The sequence below is a fragment of the Fibrobacter sp. UBA4297 genome, from assembly GCF_002394865.1.
Taxonomy (GTDB): domain Bacteria; phylum Fibrobacterota; class Fibrobacteria; order Fibrobacterales; family Fibrobacteraceae; genus Fibrobacter.
The window spans coordinates 58257-84506 of sequence record NZ_DGUZ01000001.1; the positions used below are offsets into that span (position 1 = coordinate 58257).

General features: G+C 48.4%; 21 protein-coding genes. 12 read left to right on the forward strand and 9 right to left on the reverse strand.

Annotated features, from left to right (window positions below; genetic code table 11):
* Positions 1-58 precede the first annotated feature (58 nt).
* Positions 59-1327 (forward strand): argininosuccinate synthase, encoded by a 1269-nt coding sequence (locus tag B3A20_RS00270; protein WP_173564171.1) that lies wholly within the window; start codon positions 59-61, stop codon positions 1325-1327.
* Between the two features lie 319 nt (positions 1328-1646).
* On the opposite strand, the gene B3A20_RS00275 is transcribed toward B3A20_RS00270, so the two are convergent.
* Positions 1647-2165, reverse strand: coding sequence for a hypothetical protein (locus B3A20_RS00275; protein WP_290760578.1), 519 nt, complete (start codon positions 2163-2165; stop codon positions 1647-1649).
* A 116-nt stretch (positions 2166-2281) separates the two neighbouring features.
* Here B3A20_RS00275 and B3A20_RS00280 point away from each other — a divergent pair, with 116 nt between their 5' ends.
* The 7 genes from B3A20_RS00280 (at position 2282) to B3A20_RS00310 (ending at position 11540) form a co-directional block, all read left to right on the forward strand.
* Positions 2282-3166 (forward strand): DUF3078 domain-containing protein, encoded by an 885-nt coding sequence (locus B3A20_RS00280; RefSeq protein WP_173564165.1) that lies wholly within the window; start codon positions 2282-2284, stop codon positions 3164-3166.
* Positions 3167-3252: 86 nt separating this feature from the next.
* Positions 3253-3867: an imidazole glycerol phosphate synthase subunit HisH gene (hisH, locus tag B3A20_RS00285; protein WP_173564163.1), complete on the forward strand. Its 615-nt coding sequence runs from the start codon at positions 3253-3255 to the stop codon at positions 3865-3867.
* Between the two features lie 311 nt (positions 3868-4178).
* Positions 4179-5006: a TIGR02147 family protein gene (locus B3A20_RS00290; protein ID WP_290760584.1), complete on the forward strand. Its 828-nt coding sequence runs from the start codon at positions 4179-4181 to the stop codon at positions 5004-5006.
* Entirely contained in the window at positions 4996-6402 is a 1407-nt protein-coding gene (locus tag B3A20_RS00295; RefSeq protein ID WP_290760587.1) for a hypothetical protein, read from the forward strand. The genes B3A20_RS00290 and B3A20_RS00295 overlap by 11 nt, the downstream gene beginning before the upstream one ends.
* Before the next feature lie 255 nt (positions 6403-6657).
* A complete protein-coding gene (locus B3A20_RS00300) occupies positions 6658-7485 on the forward strand; it encodes a TIGR02147 family protein (RefSeq protein WP_290760590.1) in 828 nt (275 codons plus the stop codon).
* Positions 7478-9754, forward strand: a complete 2277-nt coding sequence (locus tag B3A20_RS00305) for a hypothetical protein (protein WP_290760593.1) — start codon at positions 7478-7480, stop codon at positions 9752-9754. The genes B3A20_RS00300 and B3A20_RS00305 overlap by 8 nt, the downstream gene beginning before the upstream one ends.
* Positions 9755-9893: 139 nt before the next feature.
* On the forward strand, positions 9894-11540 hold the full coding sequence (locus B3A20_RS00310) for a hypothetical protein (protein WP_290760596.1): 1647 nt from the start codon (positions 9894-9896) through the stop codon (positions 11538-11540).
* A 58-nt stretch (positions 11541-11598) separates the two neighbouring features.
* Here B3A20_RS00310 and rph read toward each other — a convergent pair whose 3' ends face one another.
* The 4 genes from rph to bioB form a co-directional block, all read right to left on the reverse strand.
* The gene (rph, locus tag B3A20_RS00315; protein WP_290760599.1) at positions 11599-12324 is read right to left on the reverse strand and encodes a ribonuclease PH; all 726 of its coding nucleotides are present in this window, start codon (positions 12322-12324) and stop codon (positions 11599-11601) included.
* A 142-nt stretch (positions 12325-12466) separates the two neighbouring features.
* Positions 12467-13339 carry a prephenate dehydratase gene (locus B3A20_RS00320; RefSeq protein ID WP_290760602.1) on the reverse strand — a complete coding sequence of 291 codons (873 nt, stop codon included), beginning with the start codon at positions 13337-13339 and terminating at the stop codon, positions 12467-12469.
* A gap of 186 nt (positions 13340-13525) precedes the next feature.
* Complete coding sequence (locus B3A20_RS00325) at positions 13526-14290, reverse strand: C40 family peptidase (protein ID WP_290760899.1); 765 nt, start codon at positions 14288-14290, stop codon at positions 13526-13528.
* A 100-nt stretch (positions 14291-14390) separates the two neighbouring features.
* The gene (gene bioB / locus B3A20_RS00330) at positions 14391-15362 is read right to left on the reverse strand and encodes a biotin synthase BioB (protein ID WP_290760605.1); all 972 of its coding nucleotides are present in this window, start codon (positions 15360-15362) and stop codon (positions 14391-14393) included.
* A gap of 190 nt (positions 15363-15552) precedes the next feature.
* On the opposite strand from bioB, the gene B3A20_RS00335 reads away from it, so the two are divergent.
* From B3A20_RS00335 to B3A20_RS00345, 3 genes are read left to right on the forward strand one after another with little or no spacing between them, the layout of a single operon-like run.
* A complete protein-coding gene (locus B3A20_RS00335; protein WP_290760608.1) occupies positions 15553-17787 on the forward strand; it encodes an inorganic phosphate transporter in 2235 nt (744 codons plus the stop codon).
* Positions 17788-17803: 16 nt separating this feature from the next.
* Positions 17804-18481: a response regulator transcription factor gene (locus tag B3A20_RS00340; protein ID WP_173465146.1), complete on the forward strand. Its 678-nt coding sequence runs from the start codon at positions 17804-17806 to the stop codon at positions 18479-18481.
* Positions 18478-19848 (forward strand): sensor histidine kinase, encoded by a 1371-nt coding sequence (locus B3A20_RS00345; protein ID WP_290760615.1) that lies wholly within the window; start codon positions 18478-18480, stop codon positions 19846-19848. The genes B3A20_RS00340 and B3A20_RS00345 overlap by 4 nt, the downstream gene beginning before the upstream one ends.
* 215 nt (positions 19849-20063) lie before the next feature.
* On the opposite strand, the gene argF is transcribed toward B3A20_RS00345, so the two are convergent.
* The 4 genes from argF to B3A20_RS00365 all read right to left on the reverse strand — a co-directional run bounded on the left by argF (position 20064) and on the right by B3A20_RS00365 (position 25731).
* The gene (gene argF / locus B3A20_RS00350) at positions 20064-21020 is read right to left on the reverse strand and encodes an ornithine carbamoyltransferase (protein WP_290760618.1); all 957 of its coding nucleotides are present in this window, start codon (positions 21018-21020) and stop codon (positions 20064-20066) included.
* Positions 21021-21370: 350 nt separating this feature from the next.
* The gene (gene dusA / locus B3A20_RS00355; RefSeq protein ID WP_290760621.1) at positions 21371-22399 is read right to left on the reverse strand and encodes a tRNA dihydrouridine(20/20a) synthase DusA; all 1029 of its coding nucleotides are present in this window, start codon (positions 22397-22399) and stop codon (positions 21371-21373) included.
* A gap of 32 nt (positions 22400-22431) precedes the next feature.
* Positions 22432-24132: a sensor domain-containing diguanylate cyclase gene (locus tag B3A20_RS00360; RefSeq protein WP_290760624.1), complete on the reverse strand. Its 1701-nt coding sequence runs from the start codon at positions 24130-24132 to the stop codon at positions 22432-22434.
* Positions 24133-24180: 48 nt separating this feature from the next.
* Positions 24181-25731: a sugar ABC transporter substrate-binding protein gene (locus B3A20_RS00365; protein ID WP_290760627.1), complete on the reverse strand. Its 1551-nt coding sequence runs from the start codon at positions 25729-25731 to the stop codon at positions 24181-24183.
* Positions 25732-25851: 120 nt separating this feature from the next.
* On the opposite strand from B3A20_RS00365, the gene B3A20_RS00370 reads away from it, so the two are divergent.
* Positions 25852-26229 (forward strand): NUDIX domain-containing protein, encoded by a 378-nt coding sequence (locus B3A20_RS00370; RefSeq protein ID WP_290760630.1) that lies wholly within the window; start codon positions 25852-25854, stop codon positions 26227-26229.
* Positions 26230-26250 lie beyond the last annotated feature (21 nt).

Here is a 26250-nt window from a genome sequence, read left to right on the forward strand (position 1 = left end):
AATAACTTTTTTTACTACATTTATTCCGTCTAAAAAATTTTCCATAAGGACATTCAAAATGGCTAAAACAGAATCCAAGAAGAAAGTCGTCCTCGCTTACAGCGGTGGACTTGACACCTCCATCATCATTCCTTGGCTCAAGGAAACCTACGACGTCGAAGTGATTGCATTCGCAGCCGACCTCGGCCAGAATGACTTCCCGAACGCAAAGGCTCTCGAAGAAAAGGCTCTCAAGACCGGTGCTTCCAAGTGCTACGTTCTCGACCTCAAGAAGGAATTCCTTGAAGAATACGTTTGGCCGACCGTTCGCGCCGGTGCAAAGTACGAAGGCACTTACCTCCTCGGTACGTCTTTCGCTCGTCCGCTCATCGCTAAGTACCAGGTGAAGATTGCCGAAAAGGAAGGCGCTTACGCTGTGGCTCACGGTGCTACCGGTAAGGGTAACGACCAGGTCCGTTTCGAACTCACCTACGCTGCTCTTAACCCGAAGCTCGAAGTCATCGCTCCGTGGAAGGACCCGCGCTGGACATTCCATAGCCGCGAAGACGCTATCGACTACGCCGCTGCACACAAGATTCCGCTCAACGGCATCAGCAAGAAGAAGATCTACTCCGAAGACGGCAACCTCTGGCACCTCTCTCACGAAGGTGGCGTCTTGGAATTCCCGGAACAGGAACACAAGTACGAATTCCTCAAGCACACCAACACATATGAAAAGGCCCCGAACAAGGCTGACCACGTGACGATTTCCTTCGAAAAGGGCAATCCGGTGGCTATCAACGGCAAGAAGATGGGCGCTGTTGAACTTCTCGAATTCTTGAACGAAATTGGTGGCAAGAACGCTTGCGGTCTTTTGGACATCGTCGAAAACCGCCTCGTCGGCCTCAAGAGCCGCGGTGTTTATGAAACTCCGGGTGGCACGCTCCTTTACAAGGCTCACGAATGCCTTGAACAGCTCGTGCTCGATAAGGAAACTTTGTTCGAAGCCCAGAAGATGTCTATGACATACGCAAACCTTGTCTACAATGGCCAGTGGTTCACTCCGCTCCGCCAAGCAATGGACGCCTTCTTCAACGAAGTCAACAAGGTCGTTACTGGTGACGTGACCCTCAAGCTTTACAAGGGCAACATCATTCCGGCTGGCATCAAGAGCCCGTACAGCTTGTACGACATGGGCCTCGGCGGCTTCACGGACGTTGACATGTACGACCAGAAGGATGCAACGGGCTTCATCCGCTGCTACGGCCTCCCGCTCAAGACTCGCGCTCTCTTGCTCGGCAAGAAGACGAACGTCGACTTCGGTGGCGTTCCGAGCCTCAAGAAGTAATTTTCTTGACTATGTCACCCCGGACTAGTTCCGGGGATCGTCTTTTCCCGACTCATCCGAGCCGGGATTTTTTTCATCAATTTTTTTTACTTTAAAAAAATACGATAGAGCAACCAATGTAAGAATCGTACACGGAACAACGAATAAAAGCTCATCTCTTGACATGGGCTTTTTGGGAATGTTGCCAATTCCATATTGATTGCAAAAAGTTATAATACCTACAATAAATGAAACAATAAATAACCGGCATAAAAAAGATTTCATATAAGGCGCTCTAATTTATCTATGACATTATGAATGTGTCTATTTTAAACTTCAATTAAAATTTATACGCGTATCCGACTTGCCACAGCACCGTCGGTTCGTCGTGCTTCATGAAGTAGTGGAGCGGAATCCCTAGTTGCGTGAATATTCCGTAAATATTTGCTCGTATTTCGGCAGAAATGTCGAGCGATTCTTTGTAGTTGTACGAACGTACGTATTTTACTTTGTTAGCTCTGTTCAGTGCCTTGTGGTAGCCGTTCGGGGCTTTTGCAAATGCGTATCCGCTTCCGATTCCTGCGTCAATCGAAAACGGCAATTCGCGGAAAAACCTCCATGTAAAACTTCCGCGGAAACCAATCCAATATTCATCCGGTTGCAAGTGGAATCCGCCGCCCATTGCCTTGAAAAAGAGGTTCTTGTATCCAACGCCGGCGTTTAACATGATAGGAGTCGGTCTGCCGGCCGAAATGCCTGCTTCAAATTGCCAGGGCGAATTATGCGTGTTTTCTGCGGCGAACGCAAATCCTGCGAAAATCGTAATAATGAGGGCGAGGACTAGGCTTCTAGGTGACATATCCGTAATAATAGTAAACCAAAATTATACGTAACTCGTTTTTTTCCTAAAAAAATGTTATCTTTAAGCCAAACAAAAGGTCTATGGGAAAGAAGGACCATAAACAAGGAAGGAATATGAAAAAGTCATTATTCGCAATCGGATGCGCAGCTCTTATTTCTGCATCGACGGCATTTGCCGATGGGGGCATGTTCGAAGCTTGGCTCCCTGAAAACATGACGGCTGACGTGGTTGCTGCTGTGAAGTTCACACGCATGCAGTTCAGCAACTGGAAGCTCGAAGACGGTACGTCTTCGTACACGTGGCTTTTCAGCTACGATGCTGACCTTAAGAACCACTGGAGCGTTGTGGACTGGCGCAACAAGCTGAACCTTGCTCTCGGCTACACCTGGACGGACGGCCTTGGCAAGCGCAAGTCTTCTGATAAGATTTTCTACGAAACAATGGCTGATTTCAACGTTTCCGAAAAGATTAAGCCGTATGTTGGCGCCCGCTTCGAATCTCAGTTTACGAGAGGCTATGACTACAGCGAAGACGAAGATGGCAACGAAATCAAGACGACCATTTCGCACTTCATGGCTCCGGGCTATGTGACTCAGATGGCTGGTGTCGGCTACTTCCCGAACGACAACTTCTCTACGCGCCTTGCTTTTGCAAACCGCATGACGATTGTGAATGACGATTCCGATACATACGCCTATGCCGATGACAAGGACACAAAGAAGGTTGAAAAGTTCAAGGATGAACCGGGTCTTGAAAGCATCACTGAGTTCAAGTATGCATTCTCCGACATCGTGAATTTCAAGAGCCGTCTTTGGGCTTTCGTGAACTTCAAGGGTTTTGACCAGATTGATGGCCGTTGGGAAAACCTTCTTGTCGTCTCCCTTTCTCCGCTTTTTGAATTCCAGGTTGGTTACGATATCGCTTACGACAAGGACCTGGATGAAGATTCCCAGCACAAGAACATGATTCTCGTCGGTGTGACCTGGCGCTGGTTCTAATTTGGAATCAAATTCAAATTACTTAAGGGAACCGCTTCGGCGGTTCTTTTTTCTATCTTTGTTCATGTAAAAATAAAGAGGTTCCTATGGCTATTACTGTTGTGGATTACAATGCTGGCAACTTGACGTCGGTGATGAATGCGCTCAAGTTCATTGGTGCAGACGCTAAGGTGAGCCGCGATCCCGATGAAATCTCGAAGGCGACGCGCTTGATTTTCCCGGGTGTGGGCGCTGCCGCATCTGCCATGGAAACCTTGACCAAGACTGGAATCGGCGAGGCCATCAAGGCGGTGGTCAAGGCTGGAAACCCGGTGCTTGGCATCTGCATTGGTTGCCAGATTATTCTTGAAGAAAGCGAAGAAGACGGTGGCGTCAAGACGCTTGGCCTCATCCCCGGACGCGCGGTGCGTTTCAAGGATGAACCGGGGCTCAAGATTCCGCACATGGGCTGGAACCAGGTGAACTTCACGCGTGAACACCCGATTATGAAGGGCATCCGCAGCGGTTGCGATTTTTACTACGTGCATTCCTATTACCCGCAGGTTCCGGCAGAATATTCCTTTGCCGAAACGACTTACGGTACGCAGACATTCACGGGGCTCTTGGGTAAGGATAACTTAATCGCAAGCCAGTTCCATCAGGAAAAGAGCGGTGAAGTGGGCCTTGCCATGCTCAAGAACTTCTGCGATTGGAATATTTAGTAGGCTTTATAAAGTAAACTATAGAAGGTGCGGGCGTTTGCCCGCCTTTTTTCTTTTACCCAAAGCAATCCATAAACCAATAACTAATAACTATTGACCAATAACTATTGACCAATAACTAATGACCAATGACTAATGACCAATGACTAATGACTAATGACTAATGACCAATGACTAACAACCAACTTCTAGTATCATAAAATTTTGGTTTTTGTAAAATTTTCTGAAATCTGCTAAAATTTGGCTTAAAATAAGCATTGGAGTATCATAGGCTATTGTTTTGAATAATAAATTAATATATATTTAGTGCAATGAAACCGGTAACGGAATACGAAGATTACCGCATGTATATGCAGGATTATTACAACGAGCGCAAACGCGTCTCGTCGTTTTCGTGGCGTGAATTTACGCGAGCTTCGGGATTCTCGTCTCCGACTTATCTTAAACTGGTGTGTGAAGGCAAAACCCGTCTTTCTCCACAAGGGGCCGAAAAGGTCGGTGAGGCCATGAGCCTGGCCGGCTTTGAACTTGAATATTTCAAGACGATGGTTACATATTGCCATGCTAAGACGGACCAGGAGCGCAAAATAGCATACGATGCCATGCTTGAGTTGGCGGCAAATAACAAGGTCAAGATTGTTGATGGCGATGCGTTCAAGTATTTTGAATCGTGGGTGCATCCGGTTGTGAGAGAGCTTGCGCCAGTGATGCCGGGGGCGACTCCTGGGGATATTGCCAAGCGCTGCTGGCAGGGCGTGACGGCGGGAGAGGTTCGCGAATCGCTCGACTTTATGGTCAGGGCTGGCTTGTTAAAGAAAAATGGCGATGCCTATGTGCAGGCCGACAAGCATCTTAAAAGTTCATCAAATGTAGTTTCTGTGGCGTTGCGTACCATGCACCGTGAAATGGCCTGCTTTGCTCAAGAAGCTATCGGCCAATTCCTTTCATCGGAACGCAACTTTACGGGGCTTACCATGGGAATTTCTGCCGAAGATTACAAACAAATTTTGCTGGAACTTGATACTTGCCGCAAAAAGATTGCACAGATTGCCTTGAATAGTCGCGGGACCGAACGAGTTTACAGATTAAATTTGCAATTGTTTCCACTCACGTGGGGAGAGAATAAGGATGATGCTTAATAAAACCGTTAATGTTACGACATGTGCATTTTTGCTTATTGCCGCTGCGTGTACTGAACACAATGATTCGGCGGGGATTACGGAGGAGGGGAATCCGATTGCCGAAATAAGCAGCTCGTCTATCGCGTGGCCGGAGAGTAGCGCTGATTTCGGGCGTTACAAGTTTGACTTGTGGAATGGTGCTAGCGGTGCAGCCCGTGTAAATGTTGGTAACAATGCCGGCTTTTGGTATGGCGTTGACGACGAAGAGGAGGGCGGCTCGTCTTTAATCCATTTCCCGGTTCCCGTTGTGAATGTGGACTCTTTGAATAATGTGGCGTCGGTTGTCTCGCGATGCGGTGGCCTTTGCGGAATGGTTGAGCTCGGAGAGGGCTCTGCCAATCCGAATGCGGGCTTGGGCGTTGCTCTTGCAGAAGAAGATTCTTCAATCGATATTTCGGGATGGGACGGTCTTTGCGTCTCCTATGAATCTGAACTTGCCATGAAGGGCCTGCTCGGCTACAAGGAAGGAGAGTCGGATGTGCCTTCGGGAGAAATGCCGTATGTTGATTTTGATAAAACTACAGTGGGGAAGACGGCCTCGCGATGTGCAAAGTGGACGGATTTTAAGAAGGGTTCTGCAAATGACTCTTCTGGCAGGGATGCGTCGAAGAGGGCGACTTCGCTTATATTCAAGTTCTTCGGTAAGGCGAAGGAAATGGGATACTTCAATATTCGTGGAGTGAGCTCGTACAAGCATGGTATTGTGAACCTGGATTCTCTGGAAGTTCCTTTTGATACGCTGAATTGCCTTTGGAATGCGGTGCCGCCTGATTCCTTGAAAGAAATCGTTGGCGGTCTGGAAGGCGGTTTCTGGTCAGGGTACAATGACAAGCAGAAAGGCGGTGCGTCAAGCTTGGAATGGGGCGATTATTCTCCGGATAAATTCATGAGCACGTCTTTGTGGGTTGATAGTGTTGTGAGTAAAAATGGCGGATTTGCGGCAAACGCTGTTCTGGACAAGGGGGACGCTGCCGAAGCGTTTGCAGGTGTTCTGATCCAGATTTTGAAGTATGACGCAAAAAACGATGGGTTTTATCCGCAATCGAGAGATGTCAGCCACTGGGGTGGGCTTTGCGTGACCTACATGGCCGAAAAGGAAATGCGCTTGGTGCTTTTTGCCGATTCGACTCTAGAGGCTTCTGCAACGTTGCCTGAATCGGCGACTCCTGTGGAAAAATGTTTGACCTGGGAAGATATGTCTGCTCAGGAAGTGGCGAAAAACGCTAGTTTAATCAAGTTCGAGATGAGGAGTTCCGAGAATCTAAGTGCAAGGTTTAATATTATCGCTATCGGCAAATATAACGATGGTGGCTCTTGCGCTATTGATGAAGCACGGGTGGTCTCCTTTAAATAATGGGGCTCTGCCTGGCTATTGGGCCGTAAAAATTTGAAAATTTTCTAGCCCGCTAGAACCTGTCCTTCCTGCACGGAGCAATGCTGAAGTGTGGGATTGTCGGTGGATGCGGGCTTTGTTTTTATAGTAAGTGTATCATGGAAAATTGCATCAATTTTTTGATTTTTTGCGAAAATTGCCTAATTTTATAAAATTAGGCTAAAAAGTATCATGAAATATTGCTTTTTTTGAAAAGGAGAAAGTATATTTGTAGATATGAAACCGATTACGGAATATCAGGATTATCGCTGCTACATGCAGGACTATTACGATGAACGGAAGCGCGTATCGTCGTTTTCCTGGCGTGAATTTGCTCGCGATGCTGGGTTTACTTCGCCAACGTACCTGAAACTTGTGTGTGAAAAAAAGACGCGCCTTTCGTCTCTCGGGGCGGAGAAAGTTGGCGCTGCAATGCATTTGGTGGACTATGAGCTAGATTATTTTAAGCTGATGGTGGAATGTTGCCATGCCAAAACGGAAGATGACCGTAAAATCGCTTTTGAGGCGATGTTGAAACTGGCAAGGGAAAATAGCGTAAAAGTTGTAGGCGCTGATGCGTACAAGTTTTTTGAAACTTGGGTCCATCCGGTGGTGAGGGAACTTGCGTCGGTAATGCCGGGGGCGACTCCAGGTGAAATCGCAAGGCGTTGCTGTTTAGATGTCTCGGCGGTGGATGTTCGTAAGTCGCTCGATTTTATGGTGAATGCGGGACTGCTTAAGAAAAATGGAGATGCCTATGAACAGGTCGATAAGCATTTGACGGGTTCTCCTGAAATCATGTCTGTTGCGATGCGTTCCATGCATCATGAGATGACTCGCTTTGCGGATGAAGCTCTTGAACAGTTTTCTCCAAAAGAACGAAATTTTTCTGGCCTTACGATGGGAATTTCGGAGGCCGATTACGAGCAAATTGTGCAAGAAATCGATGCTTTCCGCAGGCGGATTGCTCAAATCGCTTTGAAAGGCCGCGGTGTCGGCCGAGTTTACCGGTTGAATTTACAGTTGTTCCCGCTGACGTGGGAGGAGGGTAAAAATCATGCTTAAAAAACTTCTTGATATATCGGCGTGCGTTTCTGCATGTACGTTTGCGCTTGGTATTGTGGCATGCTCGGACGACAATACGGCGGGAGTCGTGGAAGATGGCAATCCGATTGCCCATGGTGAAAGTAGTTCGTCTGCAGTGGGTGGCTCATCTGCTGTTGAAAGCTCTTCTGCGGTGCAATCCTCTAGTAGCGTAGAGTCTGTTCCGAAGTTTGATTTGTGGAACGGCGAGGTTGACTACAAGATAAATACCAATAACGAAAACACGGGGTATTGGTTCAGTTATGGCGATGATGCGGAAGGGGGCCAGTCAACCATCAGCTGGCCTGTGTCGATGGGCAATGAATATTCTGATAATACATTGGATCCTGTTTTTGAATATTGCAAAGGCGTGTGCGGTACAGTTGAGTTGCGTGGCTCGGAGACGATGCCTTGGGCGGGTATTGGCATCATGCTTGCCGAAGAGGATTCTACCGCGGATGTTTCCGCATGGGGTGGCATCTGTGTAACGTATGCTTCTGAGTATCCGGTGAATGTCTATCTCAATGTGGATGTCGGTGGCATAGATACGATTAGCAATGTGTCTCCGTTTATGACTTATCCGATGATAACACTCCCGAAAACGGTGACGGGTGCGCCGACGCTTAAGAATATGCTTGGTTCTGATGTTGCCATTACGCGTTGTGCCAAGTGGAGTGATTTTAAGGTCTCTAGCTGGGCGGAATACAATAAGGCGAAATTAAGCAAGGTCTATTCTGGCGAAGAGGCTGCCAAAGAAATCAAGGCGATTAACTTTGTATTTATGGGTAATTCCGATGGCTCGGGAAAATTCAATATCGTAGGCGTCAGTACTTACGACGAGAATCTTCCGCAGTGGCGTGATGGTGGCACGAATGAACAGGACGTCGGTTCAATTGCTGATGATGGCGATTCCTTGACCTGCCTGTGGAAGGGCTTGAATGGGTCTGGCATTGTAAATACGGGTTATAACGACCGTGATGAATTTGTCGGAATGTTGTATGATTTCGATGCTTCTCCCGAGGGCGCGTATTCTACGATAGAATTCCCTGCATATAAGAGTATGGAGTATGAGCCCTACATGTATGCTGCTATTGTCGAGGAATGCAATGGCTTTTGTGGAACGATGGAGTTTACTTTGGAAAAAGCGGATTATGCCGCATCTGCTGTAGCGTTCAATATTGCAGATGATACATTGACTTCTTGTGAAGGTAACACTTGCTATGGAACGCCTAAATTTGCCGATATTAAGGATTGGGGCGGCCTTTGCATCACTTATTATTCCGAAAAGGATGCTTACTTAAATGTTGTTGTAAAAGATGTCCCGTATGATGATTCTCCGAAAGCATCTCTCCCTGCATCGGGAGAGCTTATTGAAAAGTGCTTTGCCTGGGATGATTTTCAACCGAGTGTCCCGAATCTAGGAACGGCGGTGAGCACGGTGCAGTTTATTGTAAAGAGTTCAAAAAACGGCGATAGGAACCAGTTTAATATAGCGGGTATCGGTAAATATTCAGCTAATGGGGCTTGCTCTATTCCCAAAACTGCTTATACGCCAATGAGTTCTTCGAACAGCACTCCGCGCAGTTCTAGCAGTAGCAAGGTATATAAAGATGAATGCTCTTTCAAAAATCTCAGTCCGGTCTGGCATGGCCTAGATGGTTATTTGAGTGTGAAAACCGGGTATTCGACAGCGACAGGTGATGGTGGCCATTGGTATGCATTCAAGGATAATGACGAAATCAATATGATTTATCCTGTACAAGTGAATGGCGAATTAGGTCAGGATTCGTTGAAACCTGTTCTAAATTACTGTCAAGGACTTTGTACAACAAATAAAGGCGCAGGAAATGCAGGCTTTGGATTCAACGTTGCTAATAAAAATGAAAATGGCAAGTTACAGGCGAAAGATCTTAAATATTGGGGAGGCATGTGCATTGTTTATGCTTCAGAGAATGATTTACATATTGCAATAAATGATGCAGAACAAAATGATTTTGCGAACGTATCTAAATTGCCGGGCGTGACGTTGCCACAGACCGATGGTTATGCCAAGATTGAATGTAAATCCTGGAATGGATTTGTCGATGGTAAAACAAAAGAGTCTATAGATCCTGCGAAAATTTCGTCAATTTTGTTCTATGCTTATGCCAAGAATAATGCCAGTAGTTCGTTCAATATTTTGGGAATTGCCCCGTATCAAGAACTGGATGGTACATCTTATTTAAAATGCCAAGAACCAGCTGTTCTTTAAATAGTGATTCGGGAATCCCCTTTTTAATCTGTCATTCCGGCCGGAGCCTGTGCTGAGCGGAGTCGAAGTAAGCCGGAATCACCTTTTGAAGACAAACAATATATGTTGTAGTTTATAATAAAATAAAAAGGAGTGTTGTATGTTTAGGAGATATCTTTGGGTCGTGATTTCGGCCTTGCTGCTAGGCGTTGTCGCCTGTTCCGATGACAATCCGTCGGACGCGTTTGCCGTATCGCCGGAGTCCAGCGGAACCTCGGTGGTGTCCAGCGAAAGCAGTTCGTCTGTTGCGGAGTCAAGCAGTGGCGGGAGTGCCGCGAATGTCGCGTCGAGTAGCAGCGAAAATGTTGCGACGTCATCAAGTAGCGTGACTGCAAATTCCTCAAGTAGTGCAAAAGTGCCGAAAAATACGGCCGCTTGTTTGTGGAATGCTAGCAAAGGTGACTATTTGGTGAATACGGGATATGATCCTGATAGTACACGTGGTGCTGGACTTTGGTATAATATTAGCGATGATCCTGATGGCGGTGTTACTGAGGTTTATAGCCCGGATGTGTGCGGTTTTGAAACTTCTGAGTATGAATGTGCGGAAGCGCTTGTAGAATATTGTGGTAGTTATTGCGCTGAATATCGTTTTAGAAAAGGAACCTCTGCTGAAATTTTTGGGGGAATGGGATTCAATGTTGCGGGCATTGAAGAACCCTATGTCTCGTACGCCCTAAGGTATGGTGACATCAGCGATTGGGGCGGCGTCTGTGTGACGTACGCTGCGGATAGGGATGTGCTCTTGAGGCTTTATGCAGGCAACGATACCTTTTATCAAGCTGAATTTGGTAAATCAACTGAATTTGTAGAAAAATGCGTTACATGGGATGCCTTGAATGCAACCGAGGCTTCAAAACATGTGTCTAGCATTCGTTTCATTATGCCGGGTGCCGATGGTACAAAGGGACACCTCTCTATTGCCGCTGTCGGTAAATACGATGCGAATGGAGCTTGCGATGTCGATGGCTATGCCTATGTTTTGCCAAAGAGTAGTGTTGACGAAGGAATTATCGTATTGCGCAGTTCTAGTTCTGGGCAAAGAGCTTCGTCGAGTAGCAGTCCCCGCGGAGATTGCACTGAACCGAAAGAAGTTAGCGAAATGTGGAATGGATTTGCTGCTCCTCTGACGACCGTTGAGACGGGATTAGATAATGGTACCGAAACTTCAGGATATTGGTTCAGCTTTGACGATGATATGTCCGGTGTTGGTTCTGTAAAATTGCCGCAACCGCTTGGGATTGAATATCCGACGGGCGATGAAATTTATGATTACTGTATGGGCGCTTGTGGTGAATTGCAATTTACAAAAGATGGTTATTTGGGTATAGGTTTCCATGTCGCTGGTGTTGTTGATCCGCTTGATGGTGATTTACCGGCTGCTAAGGCTAATATCTCAAGTTGGGGAGGCTTGTGTGTAACGTATGCTTCGGACACTGATTTGGAAGTTGTTTTGGCTTATACTCAAGAAGGTGGATTTGGAAATCTTTCTAGAATGCCTAAGATGACATTGCCCAAGTCCATTAAGCTAAAGACGGTATGTGCCGATTGGGATAATTTTATGACGGTGTTTAGTGAAGTCAGTACGGCATTTATGACATCGATTCTCTTTGCAGTACAGGGCGAAGCGAATACCAAAAGCCGAATTAATATAAGAGGGCTTGGCAAGTATTCCGAAAAAACGAATTTTTGTTCGACGGACGAAGACCCGTTCGTATCAGGAAAGCTGGGATTGGTTATCAAATAATATGAAACCCGTCGCACTCGCGGCGGGTTTTCACTGGACATTTGTAAAGTAAGGTTAACTACGGCAGTTCGCCGCCGATGAGTTCCATCTGCTTCTTGTAGATTTCCTTGCAGGCGTTTTCGCCGAGGTCGAGGAGCGTGTTGAGCATGGCGCGGTCAAAACTCGCGTGTTCGCCCGTACCTTGCACTTCGATGAAATTCTTTGCGTCTTGCATAACGACGTTCATATCGACGTCGGCGGCTGAATCTTCGACATAGCAGAGGTCGCAAAGCGGATTACCGCTCACGACGCCAACGGAAATGGCCGTGATGCCGTGTTTCAGAATTTGCTGTGTGATGCCGAGACGTTCCTTGATTTTTTTGACGGCAATCGCGAGTGCGACAAAGCCACCGATGATGCTAGCCGTTCGCGTGCCGCCATCGGCTTCAATCACATCGCAGTCCACGACGATGGCGTTCTCGCCGAGGGCGGCGAGATCGGCTGCGCCGCGCAGCGAACGGCCCACCAAACGCTGGATTTCCTGCGTGCGACCGCTTGCTCCCTTGCGCTCGCGTTCTACACGCTTGCCCGTGCTCTGCGGGAGCAAGCTGTATTCGGCGGTAATCCAGCCCGTGCCGCGACCGGCAAGCCAGTCCGGAACTTTCGGGAGGAGCGTCGCGTTGCAGATGACGCGGGTACGTCCCATCTCGATGAGGACAGAACCGTCGGCGCTGGAAATGAAGCCGGTGGTCATCTTGAGATTGCGAAATTCTTCAGGTTTTCTATCAGTACGTGTGTAAGCCATATAATCTCCTTGCGTTGTCTCCCCGGCCTCATCATTCTGATCTTGTCATCCTGGAGCCGAAGGCGATAGGACCAATTAATTTTTGTAATCACGTTTTTCGCATGTGGTGACCCCGGCACAGCGGCCGGGGTGACAATTGTGCTTAATAGCTCAGTTTCTCTGTTGTTCCTTCGCGGAAACTTCCGAGGCGGTAGATGAAGTCCGTATATTGCTGTAGCTCCTTGAGCGCTTCAACGACATTCGGGTCCTTCGGATTGCCTTCGAACGAAAGGTGAAAAATGTATTCCCACGGGCGGTCCGGATGCGGGCGGCTCTCGATGCGCGTGAGGTTCAGCTTACGCTTGGCAAAGCAACCGAGTGCTTCGTACAAAGCGCCAGACTTGCTTGAATCGCTCAACATGAACAGAAGTGTTGTCTTGATGGGTGGCTTGCCTGTTTCATTTGCCTTGAAGTCAGGCAATTCAATGGCCGTTTTTTGAATGGCGTAAAAGCGCGTGAAGTTCACGCCCGGCAAATTTTCGAGTCCTTGCTTCAAGATGTCAAGACCGTAGAATTTGGCGGCATAAGCGCTTGCAATCGCACCGATGTGCTTGTCGCCACGTTTCGCAATTTCTTCGGCACTGCCTGCGGTATCGTAAAAAGCGGTACTCTTGATGTTCGGGTGCTGTCCGAAAAAGCGGCTGCACTGTGCAAGTCCCTGCGGGTGGCTCAACACTTCGGTAAGGTCTTCGAGCTTTGTGCCCGGCAATGCGCAGAGCGTATGTTCAATCTGCAACTTGACTTCGGCGACAATCGGATGGCGCCACTTGTAAAGCAAGTCATAGTTGTCGTAAATGGAACCTGCGGTCGAGTTTTCTATAGGGATGGCGCCTCCATCAACGACACCTGTTTCAATGCCTTGGAAAATTTGTTCGAACGTGTCCATCGGCACGACTTCGATATCGTTTCCGAACAGGTGGTAGGCGGCGCTTTCGCTGTAGGCCCCGCGACGGCCCTGGAATGCTATTTTCTTCATGAGATGAAATATAAAAAGTAGGAAGTTAGAAGTAGGAAGTAGGAGGAAAAAAGAATATGGAATTTAGTAGTTGGTCATTAGTCAATAGTCATTGGTTGTTGGTTAATTGTTTCTAGTTATTGTAATCGCGCCATCGGCGCCTCATTTAAAACTAATGACTAAGAGCCATTGACTAAAAACTAACACCTACTTAAACCGCCTTGCACCTTTGTATTTAGACGACCAATAGTTATCGTCCATGGAGGTAATCACCACGCCTTTGCTTGTACTGGCGTGAATGAATCGGTTTCCTTTTAAGTAAATGCCGACGTGGCTAATTTTCCAGAAGTTTCCGAAAAATACGAGATCGCCTTCTTGCAATTTTGAGCGCCTGATAGAATAGCCGCGCCCGTCATCGTAAATACGTTGTGCGTTATGGTCGAGCGAAATGTTGTAAAAGCCCTTGTAGACTTGCATCACGTAGCCGGAGCAGTCTGTCTTCTTTTTGTTCGCAGCCCCGTAAACGTATTTGGCTCCAAGCCATTCCTTGGCGTATTTTTCAAGGTTCGTAGGCTTTGCCGCGCGCTTCGTCTGTTTCTTTGCTTTAGAAGCGGCTTCGGTTTTTGCTGCTACAGCTTTTGTAGCGAGTTCTTTTTTGTTTGCTTCCTTTTTTGCAGAATCGGCTTTTATGGAGCCTTTCTGTACAGTCGCCGAATCACGCTTGCTTTGTGTTGCAGACAAATGCGCTGTAGAATCTTTGGGGCTTGCATCTTTTTCAACGGTTGCAAGCGAGTCTGCGCTTGTATTTGGGGATGCGGCGAGTTTTTCTTCAAGGACAAGTTCTTCTTGCGGGTCTACGGCGGTGGTATCGACGGGTTCGGGAGTTGTGGTGGCCACCCTGTATCGTTTGTAGGTACCGCTCTTTCTGTCGTATCCTGGGCGCACGGGAAAAGCGCAGTTGGCGAGTAACACCAAACTGCATACCACTAAAATTCCCGTTAAAATGCGACTTTTGAAAGCCATCAAATTAAATTTAAATAATTACGGCTCTCAAGAAAATTTTTCTGTGAGCTTACTCAATAAATCCGTGTGGCTTGAATCCGAGACCTTTCACAAGCTCGAAGTCCTTGCAACTGTTTACGCCGGCAGTGGTGAGCATGTCGTCCGTGATGGCTGCATTTGCACCGCTCTTGAATGCTCGCTTGCCGTCGTCGCCGAGTACGCCACGACCGCCTGCAAGGCGGATAAATGCCTTCGGGTTGATAAATCGGTAAATGGCCACGATGCGGCAGAATTCATCGTTCGTGAGTTTCGGGAGGTTCTCGTAAGGCGTTCCGGGAATCGCATTCAGCACGTTCACCGGTGTGGACTTGACGCCGAGTTTGCGCAAATCCAGGCACATGTCGATTCGGTCTTCCATCGTTTCGCCAAGGCCCATGATGCCTCCGCTGCAAATTTCAAGACCTGCGGCAAGGGCGTTCTGGAGTGCGCCGATTTTATCGTCGTAGGTGTGCGTTGTGCAAACATCCGGGAAGTGGCGGCGGTAAGTTTCCAGGTTGTTGTGGAAGCGGGTGAGGCCTGCTTCCTTGAGCTTGTCGAACTGTTCCCTGTTCAAGAGGCCTGCCGAAAGGCAAATCGAAAGCTTTGTTTCTTTTTTCAGGCGGCGGAGCGCTTCGCAAATCTGTTCCACGTCGCGGTTCGAAAGCGTACGGCCCGAAGTCACGATGGAGTAACGCGGGATGCCTGCCGCTTCTTTCTTCTTTGCGTCTTCCACGATTTTGTCGGCACTGAGGAGCTTGTATTCGGGAGCTCCGGTGTGGTAGTAGCTGCTTTGGGCGCAGTACTTGCAGTTTTCGGAGCAGCGTCCGCTGCGGGCGTTCACGATGGAACAAAAATCAAAGTTGTCACCGTGGAACTTTTCGCGGATCTCGTTGGCGGCATCGCAGAGTTCCTGCAAGTTTTCACTCAAAAGCTTAATCGCCTCTTCGCGCGTGATTTCGTAACCTTGCAATACCTTTAACTTGAGATTTTCGATAAAAGACATGCTGCGCTCCTTGTTGCGCGCCCAAATATAGAAAAGTATCCCTGATTTGAAAGAGTCATGAAAGGAATGTAAAGTCTGTGTAAAGTGATGTAAAGCCTTTGTAAAGTCCAGATAAAACCTTTGGAAAGTGCGATTTCTGAGTCTTGCGCTTTGCTTCGGGGCTTTTTACTTTAAGGTCCGTGAGGTTTTTATGACGACTTTTTATATCATTCTTGTGGCGATGTTGCTGGTGCTTGCCCTGTTCGACTTGTTCGTGGGCGTCAGTAACGATGCTGTGAATTTTTTGAGTTCCGCCGTAGGAAGCAAAGCTTTTAAGTATAAAACACTGATAATCTTTGCTGCGGTAGGAGTTTTTTGTGGAGCCACCTTCAGCAGTGGCATGATGGATATTGCGCGGCATGGCATTTATATGCCCCAGTATTACACCTTCGCCGAACTCATGTGCGTGTATGCGGCGGTGATGTTTACCGATGTAATCCTCTTGGATATATTCAACTCCTACGGAATGCCCACTTCCACTACCGTTTCCATGGTTTTTGAACTGTTGGGGGCTTCGGTCGCTATAGCCAGTATCAAGATCCTGGGGGACGATTCCCTGTCTTTAGGGAACCTCATTAATACTTCCAAGGCATTGACGGTGATTATGGGCATCTTCCTCTCGGTGGCCATCGCCTTTGTGGTGGGCCTTGCTGTGCAATATGTAACTCGCCTGATATTCTCTTTTGGCTACAAGAAAAAACTCCGTTACTTTGTAGGAATTTTCGGCGGCGTATCCCTTACCTCCATCTTCTACTTTATCCTTGTCAAGGGGCTCAAGAATATGAGTTTTGTGGGTGAAGGGTACAAGACCTTCCTCTCGGAAAACGAGACACTCCTTATTATGGCCATGTTCGTGGGCTTTTTTGCGATATGCCATTTGCTCCATGCCGTTGGCGTGAACGTATTGAAGGTGATTATCGCTTTCGGTACCTTCTCCCTGGCACTTGCTTTTGCTGGAAATGACTTGGTGAACTTCGTAGGAGTGCCCCTGACCAGCCTCTCTTCTTTGCTGCACTTGCTTAGCGATTCCGGTAATCCTCTAGATTACAATATGTCTTTCCTGTTGCAGTCGGAGCCGGGACAGTGGTACCTTCTGATGATTGCGGGCCTTATCATGGTCCTTTCCTTGGTGTTTTCCAAAAAGGCGAAGAACGTAGTAAAGACGTCCGTTTCCTTGGCTGCCCAGAATTCCTCAGATGAAATTTTCGGAACTAACCCGGTAGCCCGGGCACTGGTTCGCGGGTCCAATGCTGTGGTCAAGTTCGTTTCTAGTCTTGTTCCAAGGAAGATTTCTAATAAACTTAATTCGCGGTTCAATACCAAGCAGATGATTTTGGAAGAAGAAGGAGCCGCCTTCGACCTGCTGCGTGCCTGCGTGAACCTGATGCTGGCTAGTTCCCTTATTGCCCTTGGAACCTCTCTCAAGCTGCCTCTTTCCACCACTTATGTGACGTTCATGGTGGCCATGGGTACAAGCCTTGCGGACAGAGCCTGGAACAGGGAAACAGCGGTGTATCGCATTACGGGAGTACTCTCGGTAATCGGTGGTTGGTTCTTGACAGCCTTTGCTGCCTTTGCCAGCGCCTCGGTGGTAGCCACGGTTCTTCATCTGGGAGGGCTTCCCGTGATTTTCGCCCTGTTTGCGGTGGTCATTTTTGTCCTGGTCAGGTCAAATCTGAAATACCGTGAAAATAAGAAGGACAAGACGGAAGAACGGTTTGAGAAAATCCTTGCTGCAAGTCCCGAAAGCAAGGTGTACCCGCTAATACAGGATTACAGTCGCAGAGAATGGAGTGAAATCCTTCGGTGGTGTGCAGATTGCTACGAAAAACTGCTGGTGGGCCTTTTACGTGAAGACCTGGGAGAACTCCGGTCGGTGAACAAGAAAGTAAAAATCTTGAAGAAACACGTACAACGGAACCGACGCCATGGAACCCTTTGCACGGAAAGGCTTGCCCAGGAAGATTTGGTGGTAAAGAACTTTTTCCTGTATCAGGCCAACGATTTTATGGGAGACGCCCTGTTCAGTCTGGAACAGATTTCGTCTCCGTGCAAGAATCATGTGGATAACGGCTTTAGCCCCGTGGATAAGGAAAAGCGGAAGAAACTTTTGCGGATGGCCGCCCATGTGAGACAGAAAATAGAATATACGGCCGATATGGTGGAATCCATGGATTTCAGCTGCTATGACGATGTGCGCAATCAATTGCGCGAAGAAGGCTCCAAAATTTTCGGTGAACGGAAAGCGGAAATGATGAAGACCGGTTCAGAAAATATCAGGGCGGAAATCCTTTATTTAACTATTCTTTATGAGTCCTGGGCTTTGTTGGACTCGGTAGGATCCGTGGCCAAGGCCAGCAGGAAGTTCCTAACCGTAAAACAATAATTTTGCAGGCTGCCTTATGATTTATATTGTTGAAGATGATGCCGAAGTCCGGGAAATGGAAACCTACGCTTTAAAAAGTAGCGGTTTCGAGGTCTTGGCCTTTGATTGTGGCAAGGCCATGGATGAACAGGTGAAGGTCAATGTGCCGGATTTGTTTATCCTGGATATCATGCTTCCCGGAGAAGACGGCCTGAGTATCCTCAAGCGTCTGCGAAGCCAGGAAATTACAAGGGATATTCCGGTCATCATGCTTACGGCAAAGGGAGCGGAACTGGACAAGGTAAAAGGTCTGGACTTGGGTGCCGATGACTATATGGCAAAACCCTTCGGAATCCTGGAACTGATTTCCAGGGTGCGGGCGGTTCTCCGTCGTTCTGATCGGGGGACTGTGGTATCGGAGGTATCGGAAATTTTTTCTGTCGGCAATGTGGAATTGGATGACAGGCGCCACCTGGTACGGGTAAACGGGAATGCGGTCGACTTGACCTTTAAGGAATATGAATTGCTGAAATTGTTGATGTCTCACCCTGGAACGGTCTATTCCCGTCAGCAGATTCTGGAAAAAATATGGGGCATTGATTTTGATATGGACACGCGCACTGTGGATATGCACGTGAAAACCCTCCGGCAGAAGTTGGGGGACCAGGGGTCCATCGTACAAACCGTCAGAAACGTAGGGTATAAGGCGCTATGAAAAACAGTATCCGGTTCAGCTTGATTTACGTGGGGGTGCTCGCGGCACTCTTTGCTGTGTATTTTACTGCACAGGTTTTTGAAAATGAAATGTCAGAACAGCTGAAACGGGACCTGCGTGAAACGGCGCACCTTATCGAAGTCTCTTACGGCAAGATGGATTCGGCCGATGGTGGACCCATTGCGAACTTGTCCGCCTTTTCCAGTAAAAATTTGCGTATTACCTTGGTGGGCAGTGACGGTAAGGTCATCTACGAAAGTGATGCCGAGGCCGGCAAGATGGAAAATCACCGGAACCGCCCCGAAATCATGGATGCCTATGCTAAGGGCTTCGGTGAAAATCTCCGCTATTCCGTGACCCTGAACGCCAAGGTGTTTTACTTTGCGGAACGCCTTGCAGACGGGAATATCTTGCGTCTGAGCCGCCGCCAGGCGAGCCTCCACGAGTCGGTGTCTAAGACCATGCCTTACCTTATCGCGCTGTTGGCAGCCGTGGTCGTTGTGTCGATACTGATTGCGATCGGCTTGAGCCGCGCCTTTGTGCGGCCAGTGCAGAGGCTTGCCGACAACTTGGGACAGCCGGAATTGATGGACGACGAGGGAATCTACAAGGAAATCGCTCCTCTCGTGAAGACAATCCGTAAACAGAACCGGGAATTGCAGCTGACCGTGGAACAGCTTTCGATGGAAAAACAGAAAACCGCCCAGATGCGTGACGAGTTTACCGCTAACGCCTCCCATGAACTTAAAACGCCCCTCACTTCGATTTCGGGTTACGCGGAACTCATCGAAAACGGGATGGCCAAGCCTGAAGATGTAAAACTCTTTGCGGGCAAGATTCACAAGGAAGCGAACCGCTTGCTGTCTATCGCCAATGACATCATGACTCTTTCGAAACTGGATGTGCCGGGCGAATCAACGCTGGATTTAGGTGAAACCGTGAAACTGTGGCCCCTTGCCTGCAGCTGTGTAGATGAACTAACCTTCAATGCCGATAAGAAGGGGGTCCAGGTCTCGCTAAAAGGCGAAGAATCCTCCCAGGTGCAAGGAAACCGCCGACTCCTTTTTGAAATGCTGTACAACCTAGTCGACAATGCCATCCGCTATACGGAACAGGGCGGCAGCGTCCAGGTCCTTGTCAAGGAAAAAGCTCTAGTCGTAAGGGATACGGGCATCGGTATTCCCGAAGAAAATCAGCCACGCATCTTTGAACGCTTCTACCGCGTCGACAAGAGCCGCTCCAAGGCTACCGGCGGCACCGGCCTCGGCCTCGCCATCGTAAAGCATATTGCCGAAGTGCACCACGCACATATTTCCCTGAAGTCCGTTGTGGGCGAAGGTACCGAAATCAGCGTGGAATTTGGATAAAATCCGAAAACGAAAGTGGCTAAAGACGCTCCTTGTTGCCACAAAAAAGCCCGGCGGTGAGGCCGGGCTAATTTAATTCAATTTTTTTTCAGAGAAGCAAGCTAGAAAAAAAATCTAGAACGCATTTTGCTCAAGAAACGAGTGAGACGAGGCGTCGCTCGCCCGTAGCGTACTAAAAGGTACGTGAGAGGCCGAACAACGCCGTATAGCGAAGCTTATCGGGAAAAAGGCTCCATGACCTGCCACAAAACAGCCTTGTGAGCGTGCAGGCGGTTTTCAGCTTCTTCGAAGCTCATGTTCACGTCGAGATTGTCCATCACAGAGTCTGTGATTTCTTCGCCGCGGTGAGCCGGCAAGCAGTGGCTGACCTTGCAGTGAGACGGAGCGAGCTTCAAGAGTTCGTCGTTGATCTGGAACGGCAAGAAGTGGCTCTGCTTTGTTGCCTTTTCGCCTTCCTGACCCATAGAAACCCAAACGTCGCTATAGAGAATGTCGGCGTCCTTGACAGCTTCCTTCGGATCGTGGAAAACGCGGTACTGACAGCCGTGCTTCTTCAAGCCGGCCTCCGCTTCTTCGACAACCTTGGCGGGCTGTTCAAAACCCTTCGGGCAAGCGAGCGTGAAGTTCATACCGACTTTAGAGCAAAGGGCAAGGAAGGAGTTCGCGACGTTGTTGCCATCACCGATGAAGGCGACCGTCTTCGGCTTGTTGCCGTTAGTGAATCCGCCGAGATTTTCCTTGATCATCTGCGCAAATGCGATAGCCTGGCACGGATGGTAATCGTCAGTCAATGCGTTCACAACCGGGATGGAACCGTATTCAGCGAGTTCTTCGACGAGCTGCTGCTTGAAGCAACGGACCACAATGGCGTTGACCCAGCGGCTGAGGCAGCGGGCGACATCCTTGACGCTTTCGCGCTTGCCAAGACCGATAGAATCCGGGGAGAGGAGCACGGCGTGGCCGCCGAGCTGGTTCATGCCCACCTGGAAAGTCGTAATAGTTCGCAGCGACGGTTTTTCGAAGAACATGGCGATGTTCTGGCCGTGGAGTCGGTCAGAGACCTTACCAGCGTGAACTTCAGCCTTGAGACGCGAGGCAATCTCGATGGTTTCGAGAACTTTTTCTTCACTCCAGTCCATGAGGCGGAGGAAGTGTTTGTTGCGATCTATCATTTGGTTTCCTTTGGGGGTTGTCCCTATTTATCGTTTGATTTGTGAATCAACAGATGTCTTTTTGTCACTAAAATTGGTCACTTTTCTAAATGAAAAACGAAAAAACGGAGCTTTTACACTCCGTCTTTTACAGGAAATCACAAGAAAATGCTAACGGATATTAGCGAAGTTTCTTTTTGTGACGGTCACGACGACGGCGCTTCTTACGCTTGTGAGTCGCAATCTTCCTGCGCTTTCTTTTCTTTCCGCAAGGCATGTTGTATCTCCGTTAAAGGTTAAACTTAAAAATACGCCACCAAATAGAGAAAAATTTTATTCGGTTGTCAAGGGGTAGGGGCGAAGATTTCGTGCTATTCTCCGACGAGTTCCATTGCTTTTCGGATGAGGGCGGCGGCGCCTCCGTAAAGGTGGGCACGGGGGCTCTCGTTGCTGAGCGTGGCGCGGAATTTGCGTGCGCCCGGGAGTCCTGCAAAAAGTCCGTAGAGGTGCTTCACGAGAATTGTCGCAGGGCAGCCTTCGGCAGTTTGCTTCTCGACGTAGGGGAGGTAGGCTTCGAGGAGCGCCTTTCTTGTGGCGGGGCGAGCGTTTCCGGCAATAATCTCAGCCGGATCGTTGCTTTCAGGGCGGACATCACCGAAAATTCTTGCGTCGGCATCGTGCAGAAACCACGGATTCTCGTACGCTTCGCGACCGACCATCACGCCGTCCAAATCCTTGAGCTGCTCTTTGACTTGGTCGAGCGTCTTGATGCCGCCGTTGATGCTCAAGTTGAGCTCAGGCATCTCGGCCTTCAGACGGTGAACGAACTCGTAATGGAGGGGCGGCACTTCGCGGTTTTCTTTAGGCGAGAGTCCCTTGAGCCAAGCCTTGCGCGCATGCACGATGAAAATTTTGCAGCCTGCATCTCGCACGGTCTGGATAAAATCTGTGAAAAATTCCCAGCTGTCCAGGTCATCGACACCAATGCGACATTTGATAGAAACCGGAATCGAAACGGCATCCTGCATCGCCTTGAAGCAATCGGCAACGACGTTCTTTTCTTTCATGAGGCAAGCGCCAAAATTTCCGTTCTGCACACGGTCCGATGGGCAACCGCAATTCAAGTTGACTTCGCTAAAGCCAGCCGCTTCCACAAGCTTTGAAGCTGCGGCAAGATCCGCCGGATTGCTACCGCCGAGTTGTAACACAGCCGGGTGTTCAAACGGCTCGTGCCCGAGGAACAAGTCCTTGTTCTCGCAATGGAGAAGCCCCGTAGAGACAACCATCTCGCTGTAAAGCAAAATGTGCTTGGATAGCAATCGCAAAAAATAGCGTTCGTGGCGGTCCGTGCAGTCAAGCATCGGAGCGATGGATAGTCTACGGTTGAAGTCGATGTTCATGAGCGCAAAAATAGAAATTTTGCGAATCTTATTTATGCAATAGGCTTGTCGGTGCTTTCAACAGCCTTGTCGTCTTCCCAGAGGATGACCTTGTTTCGGCCATGTTCCTTGCCTTCGTAAAGCGCCTTGTCGGCAAGCTGGATGCAGCGTTCTGCACCTTGGCTGCTGTCGAACTGGGCTACGCCAAGCGTAATTGTGACCTTGATTTCTTGGCCGCCAAAGAATATGGTCTGATTCTCGATTTGCTTGCGGAATCGTTCTGCCACATGGGCGGCGTCCTTTAGCTCCGTTTCGGGAAGTAACGTCAGGAATTCTTCGCCGCCGTAGCGGGCGAGCACGTCGTACTTGCGCAACAAGCTGCGAAGGGTGCTTGCGACCGACTTGAGCACGGCATCGCCTGTGGCGTGTCCGTACGTGTCGTTCACATCCTTGAAGTGGTCGATATCGATAAAGATAATGCTGAACGCCTTTCTGAATCGGTTTGCTCGTTCCACTTCCTTTTCGATAGTCTTGTGCATGTCGCGACGGTTCGGCAACTGCGTAAGTTCATCTGTTCTAGAAATTACATCTAACTTTTTATTTGCTTGTTCAAGCTCGTAAGTGCGTTCCTTGACTTCTTTTTCAAGCAACTCCCTGTGTGCGTTCAGTTCTTCAATCTGCCGCTTGATTGTTGCGTGCATCTGGTTGAATACTTTGGCGAGGCGTCCAATTTCATCCTGGCTGCTCTTCGCCTTGAATTCTCCAATATTGAGATTCCCTTCGGTAATCTGGGTGATGTGGTCAATCAAGTTGTTGAGCGGCTTACAGACAATCAAAATTTGCCAAAGAGAGACAAGCAAAATGGCGATAATGGAACTATACAAGATAATGCGGCTCACGTGCTGTACCGACGAGACCATCGCGTCGATTTCAGTCTTGGGCTGCAGAGCAATAAGGCCAAGATCGTATGTCGGATTGAAGGTCCTGTTGATGAGGTAGGATTTTCCATTGTCCAGCTTTACGAAACGAATGGAATTATCGCTATCCTGCTTGATGTTCATGTCGCCAAGTCCGAGTTCCGTAATCTTGTGGACTCCGTCAAGCCAAGTTCTCATATCCGGGTGGTAAAGGATTTCGCCTTGGCCATTGCATGCGATGAGAATGCCGTTTTGCCCGACTTTGTATTCCGAAAAGTATTTCCAGAGTCGGCGAATCGAAAAGTTTGATACCAGTCTTCCATCACCCATGGCTCTGTCCGAAACGACAACGCCAAAGGCTCGCTTGGGAGTGCCGTCGGTGTCGCGGAACCATGGAGAAATGGTCGGCCTGTGAGGAGAAATTCTATTGAACTCGATAGGGTAGGTTATCTTGGTTGTGCCTAGCATGGAGTTGTTGCAGACAAGATTGTAGCTACGGTCAAAGAGCGATATGGATTCGCCCGAAATGAATAGCGACGATATGTTGAAGCTTTTGAGGTAACCGGCCGCTATGAGCTTGTCCATGCTTTGAATTTCGGAAGTCTTTGCCAACAAAGTCAGACGACTTGCAAACTGCTCCATTTCGTTGTTGACCGTGTTTGCGAGTTGCTGTAACTGGGTTTCGTTGGTATCGTAACTCAGTTTAAGCGTGGTCTTCATTTGCCTCTGGGTGAAAACGTAAGTTCCAATCATCACGATGACAAGCATTGAGACGATCAAGAGCAGTAAACTCTTGATGATGATGCTGTTTGTGAGATTGGAAAATTTTAAACTCATAGTTCTTTGCGTCTTTTCTTGAAATATAACTAACGGATTTGCAACTGGTTAGTGTTTTTTCCTACGGGTGAACGCAAAAATGAACCCGAAGAGCACGGCGATGGCGAAAATCCACGGGGTACGGCTGAAACCGGAATCGTTTTCTTCGGTCGGCTTTGTTTTTTCTTCGATACCCTTGTTCTGGTTTCCGTCCTTGATGCCCAGGGCCTTGTGCCAGGTTTCGCGGAATTCTGCGAATGTGAGGTCTCCGGAAATCGGGTGGTTCAGGTGCTTGTTTATGTCGTTTGAATAATTCGCGAGGATTTCATAAATCTTTTCTTCGGAGTAAAGCGCCGGGATTTCGAGATGGTCCCAAATGGCGCTGAACATGGATCCGAGAATCTGTTCTATATCGCCCCATTCTGGAATGGCTGTGTAGGCACGCCCTGTGCCGAGCATAGGAACGAGCGTCTTGTAGTCGTCGTCCTTGGACCAGTTGGCAAGAACCTTCTTCGATGCGGGGAGCATGCCTATTTGCTTTGTATATGCATCCAAGTTTTCATCGTTGGTGAGATAAAGTAAAAGATCCAAAGATTCTTGCTTTTTGTTGCCTGTCGGGATGGCGAGGTTACTTCCGCCGATAAAGCTGACAGAGCCTTCCGTGCCTGTCGGGATGGGGAGTGCCATCACGCTATCCTTACCGATTCTCGTGTTCAAAAGGCCGCCTTTTTCGCCTTCGATTCGCGTCTGCATGATGACTTCGGATGTGTTTACGATAAAGGCGAGTTCACCCGCGTTAAAGTGTTGCACAATCTGGGCCGTATTCATCTGCAAAGCATCTGTACTTACAAGCGTATCAAGCACAAAGCTCAAGTACTTTGCGATACCGTAAATGGTCTTTGGGGTGAGGATACTCGCTTTCCATTTGCCATTAGCGTCTTTTTCGATGAAATTGCCGCCATTGCTCCAGATCCACGGGGCGAAGTTGTGCGGGATATTCCAGTCGTTCTTTCCCGGGAATGCAAATGCGCGGACCTTGGTGCCGTCGTCGAGCACTTCGTGGCTGTTGTTCACCTTGCGGATGGCTTTAACGAATCCATCAAATGTAGAGACATCGTCAGGATTGATGTCGTTCTTCTTGAGAATGCGTTTGTTGGCCAAAATTGGGCGGATATCGATGAACCACGGAACGGAATAGATGGTCGTGTCGGAGTCAATATGAGTCGTGTTCCAGCTGACGGGAACGAACCTCGTGGAATCAATTTGTGTGAGCCATTCGTTCAAAGGCTTGATTTCGCCGCGGGAAGCAAAGTACGGGACCCATGTTGTGCCGAGCTGTAATACGTCTGGTGCGTCTATGCCGGTGGCAAGTGCCGTCGTGATGCGGTTCCAGGCTTCACCCCAGTCCAGAACGGTGACTTTTGTCTTGATTCCTGTTTTCTTGGTAAAGAGGTTTAATCTCTGTTCGAGCTTTTCTTGAGGCGAAGCTCCGTTTGGCATAATCCAGACGGTCAGCTGTTCTTGCTTCGGTTTCGGTTTTGCGACAGGGCCCTTTGCTGCGAAAATAGATGATACTGCGATTGCTGTGACAATGCTTACGAATTTTGTTAATGATTTCATTGTTCACCTCCTTTTCGTATATATCAAATGTATCAAGTATGTATGATATTTGTAGATTTATTAAAAAAATAAAAGAAATGCAAGAAAAAAATTTTGATTGATATCTCAGGAGGGGGTAAAATGCTGGCTGTTTGCGGAATTGTTCGCCGAAAAGGGCGTATCTTGATGTGCAAAAGAGGTTCCGGGACGCTATTCCCGGGGGTTTGGGAGCTCCCGACAGAAACCTTGGAAGACGGCGAAATGGCGGAAGATGCCTTGGAAAAGGTCTTTTTCGAACGTTTAACGGATATTCCGCAGACGATGAGGCCTTTAGGAGCGGTGGATTTCGACTATGGTGAAGGGTGCCGGATTTTAGCGTACGATGTCGAGCTTAGCAAGAATTTTGTCCATATATATGGATATGAGGACTTTCGCTGGGTGAAACCGAAGGATTTAAGGCGACTCCGGGTGCTGACGCCCCATGTGACGCTGCTCACTAGAGTGAATCATGGATTGTAAATTTATGATACACACTGCGTT

What these genes read in the sequence shown, in the direction of transcription:
- B3A20_RS00270 (WP_173564171.1), top strand. Translation starts at nt 59, where the DNA reads ATGGCTAAAACAGAATCCAAGAAGAAAGTCGTCCTCGCTTACAGCGGT.
- B3A20_RS00275 (WP_290760578.1), bottom strand. Translation starts at nt 2,165, where the DNA reads ATGTCACCTAGAAGCCTAGTCCTCGCCCTCATTATTACGATTTTCGCA.
- B3A20_RS00280 (WP_173564165.1), top strand. Translation starts at nt 2,282, where the DNA reads ATGAAAAAGTCATTATTCGCAATCGGATGCGCAGCTCTTATTTCTGCA.
- hisH (WP_173564163.1), top strand. Translation starts at nt 3,253, where the DNA reads ATGGCTATTACTGTTGTGGATTACAATGCTGGCAACTTGACGTCGGTG.
- B3A20_RS00290 (WP_290760584.1), top strand. Translation starts at nt 4,179, where the DNA reads ATGAAACCGGTAACGGAATACGAAGATTACCGCATGTATATGCAGGAT.
- B3A20_RS00295 (WP_290760587.1), top strand. Translation starts at nt 4,996, where the DNA reads ATGATGCTTAATAAAACCGTTAATGTTACGACATGTGCATTTTTGCTT.
- B3A20_RS00300 (WP_290760590.1), top strand. Translation starts at nt 6,658, where the DNA reads ATGAAACCGATTACGGAATATCAGGATTATCGCTGCTACATGCAGGAC.
- B3A20_RS00305 (WP_290760593.1), top strand. Translation starts at nt 7,478, where the DNA reads ATGCTTAAAAAACTTCTTGATATATCGGCGTGCGTTTCTGCATGTACG.
- B3A20_RS00310 (WP_290760596.1), top strand. Translation starts at nt 9,894, where the DNA reads ATGTTTAGGAGATATCTTTGGGTCGTGATTTCGGCCTTGCTGCTAGGC.
- rph (WP_290760599.1), bottom strand. Translation starts at nt 12,324, where the DNA reads ATGGCTTACACACGTACTGATAGAAAACCTGAAGAATTTCGCAATCTC.
- B3A20_RS00320 (WP_290760602.1), bottom strand. Translation starts at nt 13,339, where the DNA reads ATGAAGAAAATAGCATTCCAGGGCCGTCGCGGGGCCTACAGCGAAAGC.
- bioB (WP_290760605.1), bottom strand. Translation starts at nt 15,362, where the DNA reads ATGTCTTTTATCGAAAATCTCAAGTTAAAGGTATTGCAAGGTTACGAA.
- B3A20_RS00335 (WP_290760608.1), top strand. Translation starts at nt 15,553, where the DNA reads ATGACGACTTTTTATATCATTCTTGTGGCGATGTTGCTGGTGCTTGCC.
- B3A20_RS00340 (WP_173465146.1), top strand. Translation starts at nt 17,804, where the DNA reads ATGATTTATATTGTTGAAGATGATGCCGAAGTCCGGGAAATGGAAACC.
- B3A20_RS00345 (WP_290760615.1), top strand. Translation starts at nt 18,478, where the DNA reads ATGAAAAACAGTATCCGGTTCAGCTTGATTTACGTGGGGGTGCTCGCG.
- argF (WP_290760618.1), bottom strand. Translation starts at nt 21,020, where the DNA reads ATGATAGATCGCAACAAACACTTCCTCCGCCTCATGGACTGGAGTGAA.
- dusA (WP_290760621.1), bottom strand. Translation starts at nt 22,399, where the DNA reads ATGAACATCGACTTCAACCGTAGACTATCCATCGCTCCGATGCTTGAC.
- B3A20_RS00360 (WP_290760624.1), bottom strand. Translation starts at nt 24,132, where the DNA reads ATGAGTTTAAAATTTTCCAATCTCACAAACAGCATCATCATCAAGAGT.
- B3A20_RS00365 (WP_290760627.1), bottom strand. Translation starts at nt 25,731, where the DNA reads ATGAAATCATTAACAAAATTCGTAAGCATTGTCACAGCAATCGCAGTA.
- B3A20_RS00370 (WP_290760630.1), top strand. Translation starts at nt 25,852, where the DNA reads ATGCTGGCTGTTTGCGGAATTGTTCGCCGAAAAGGGCGTATCTTGATG.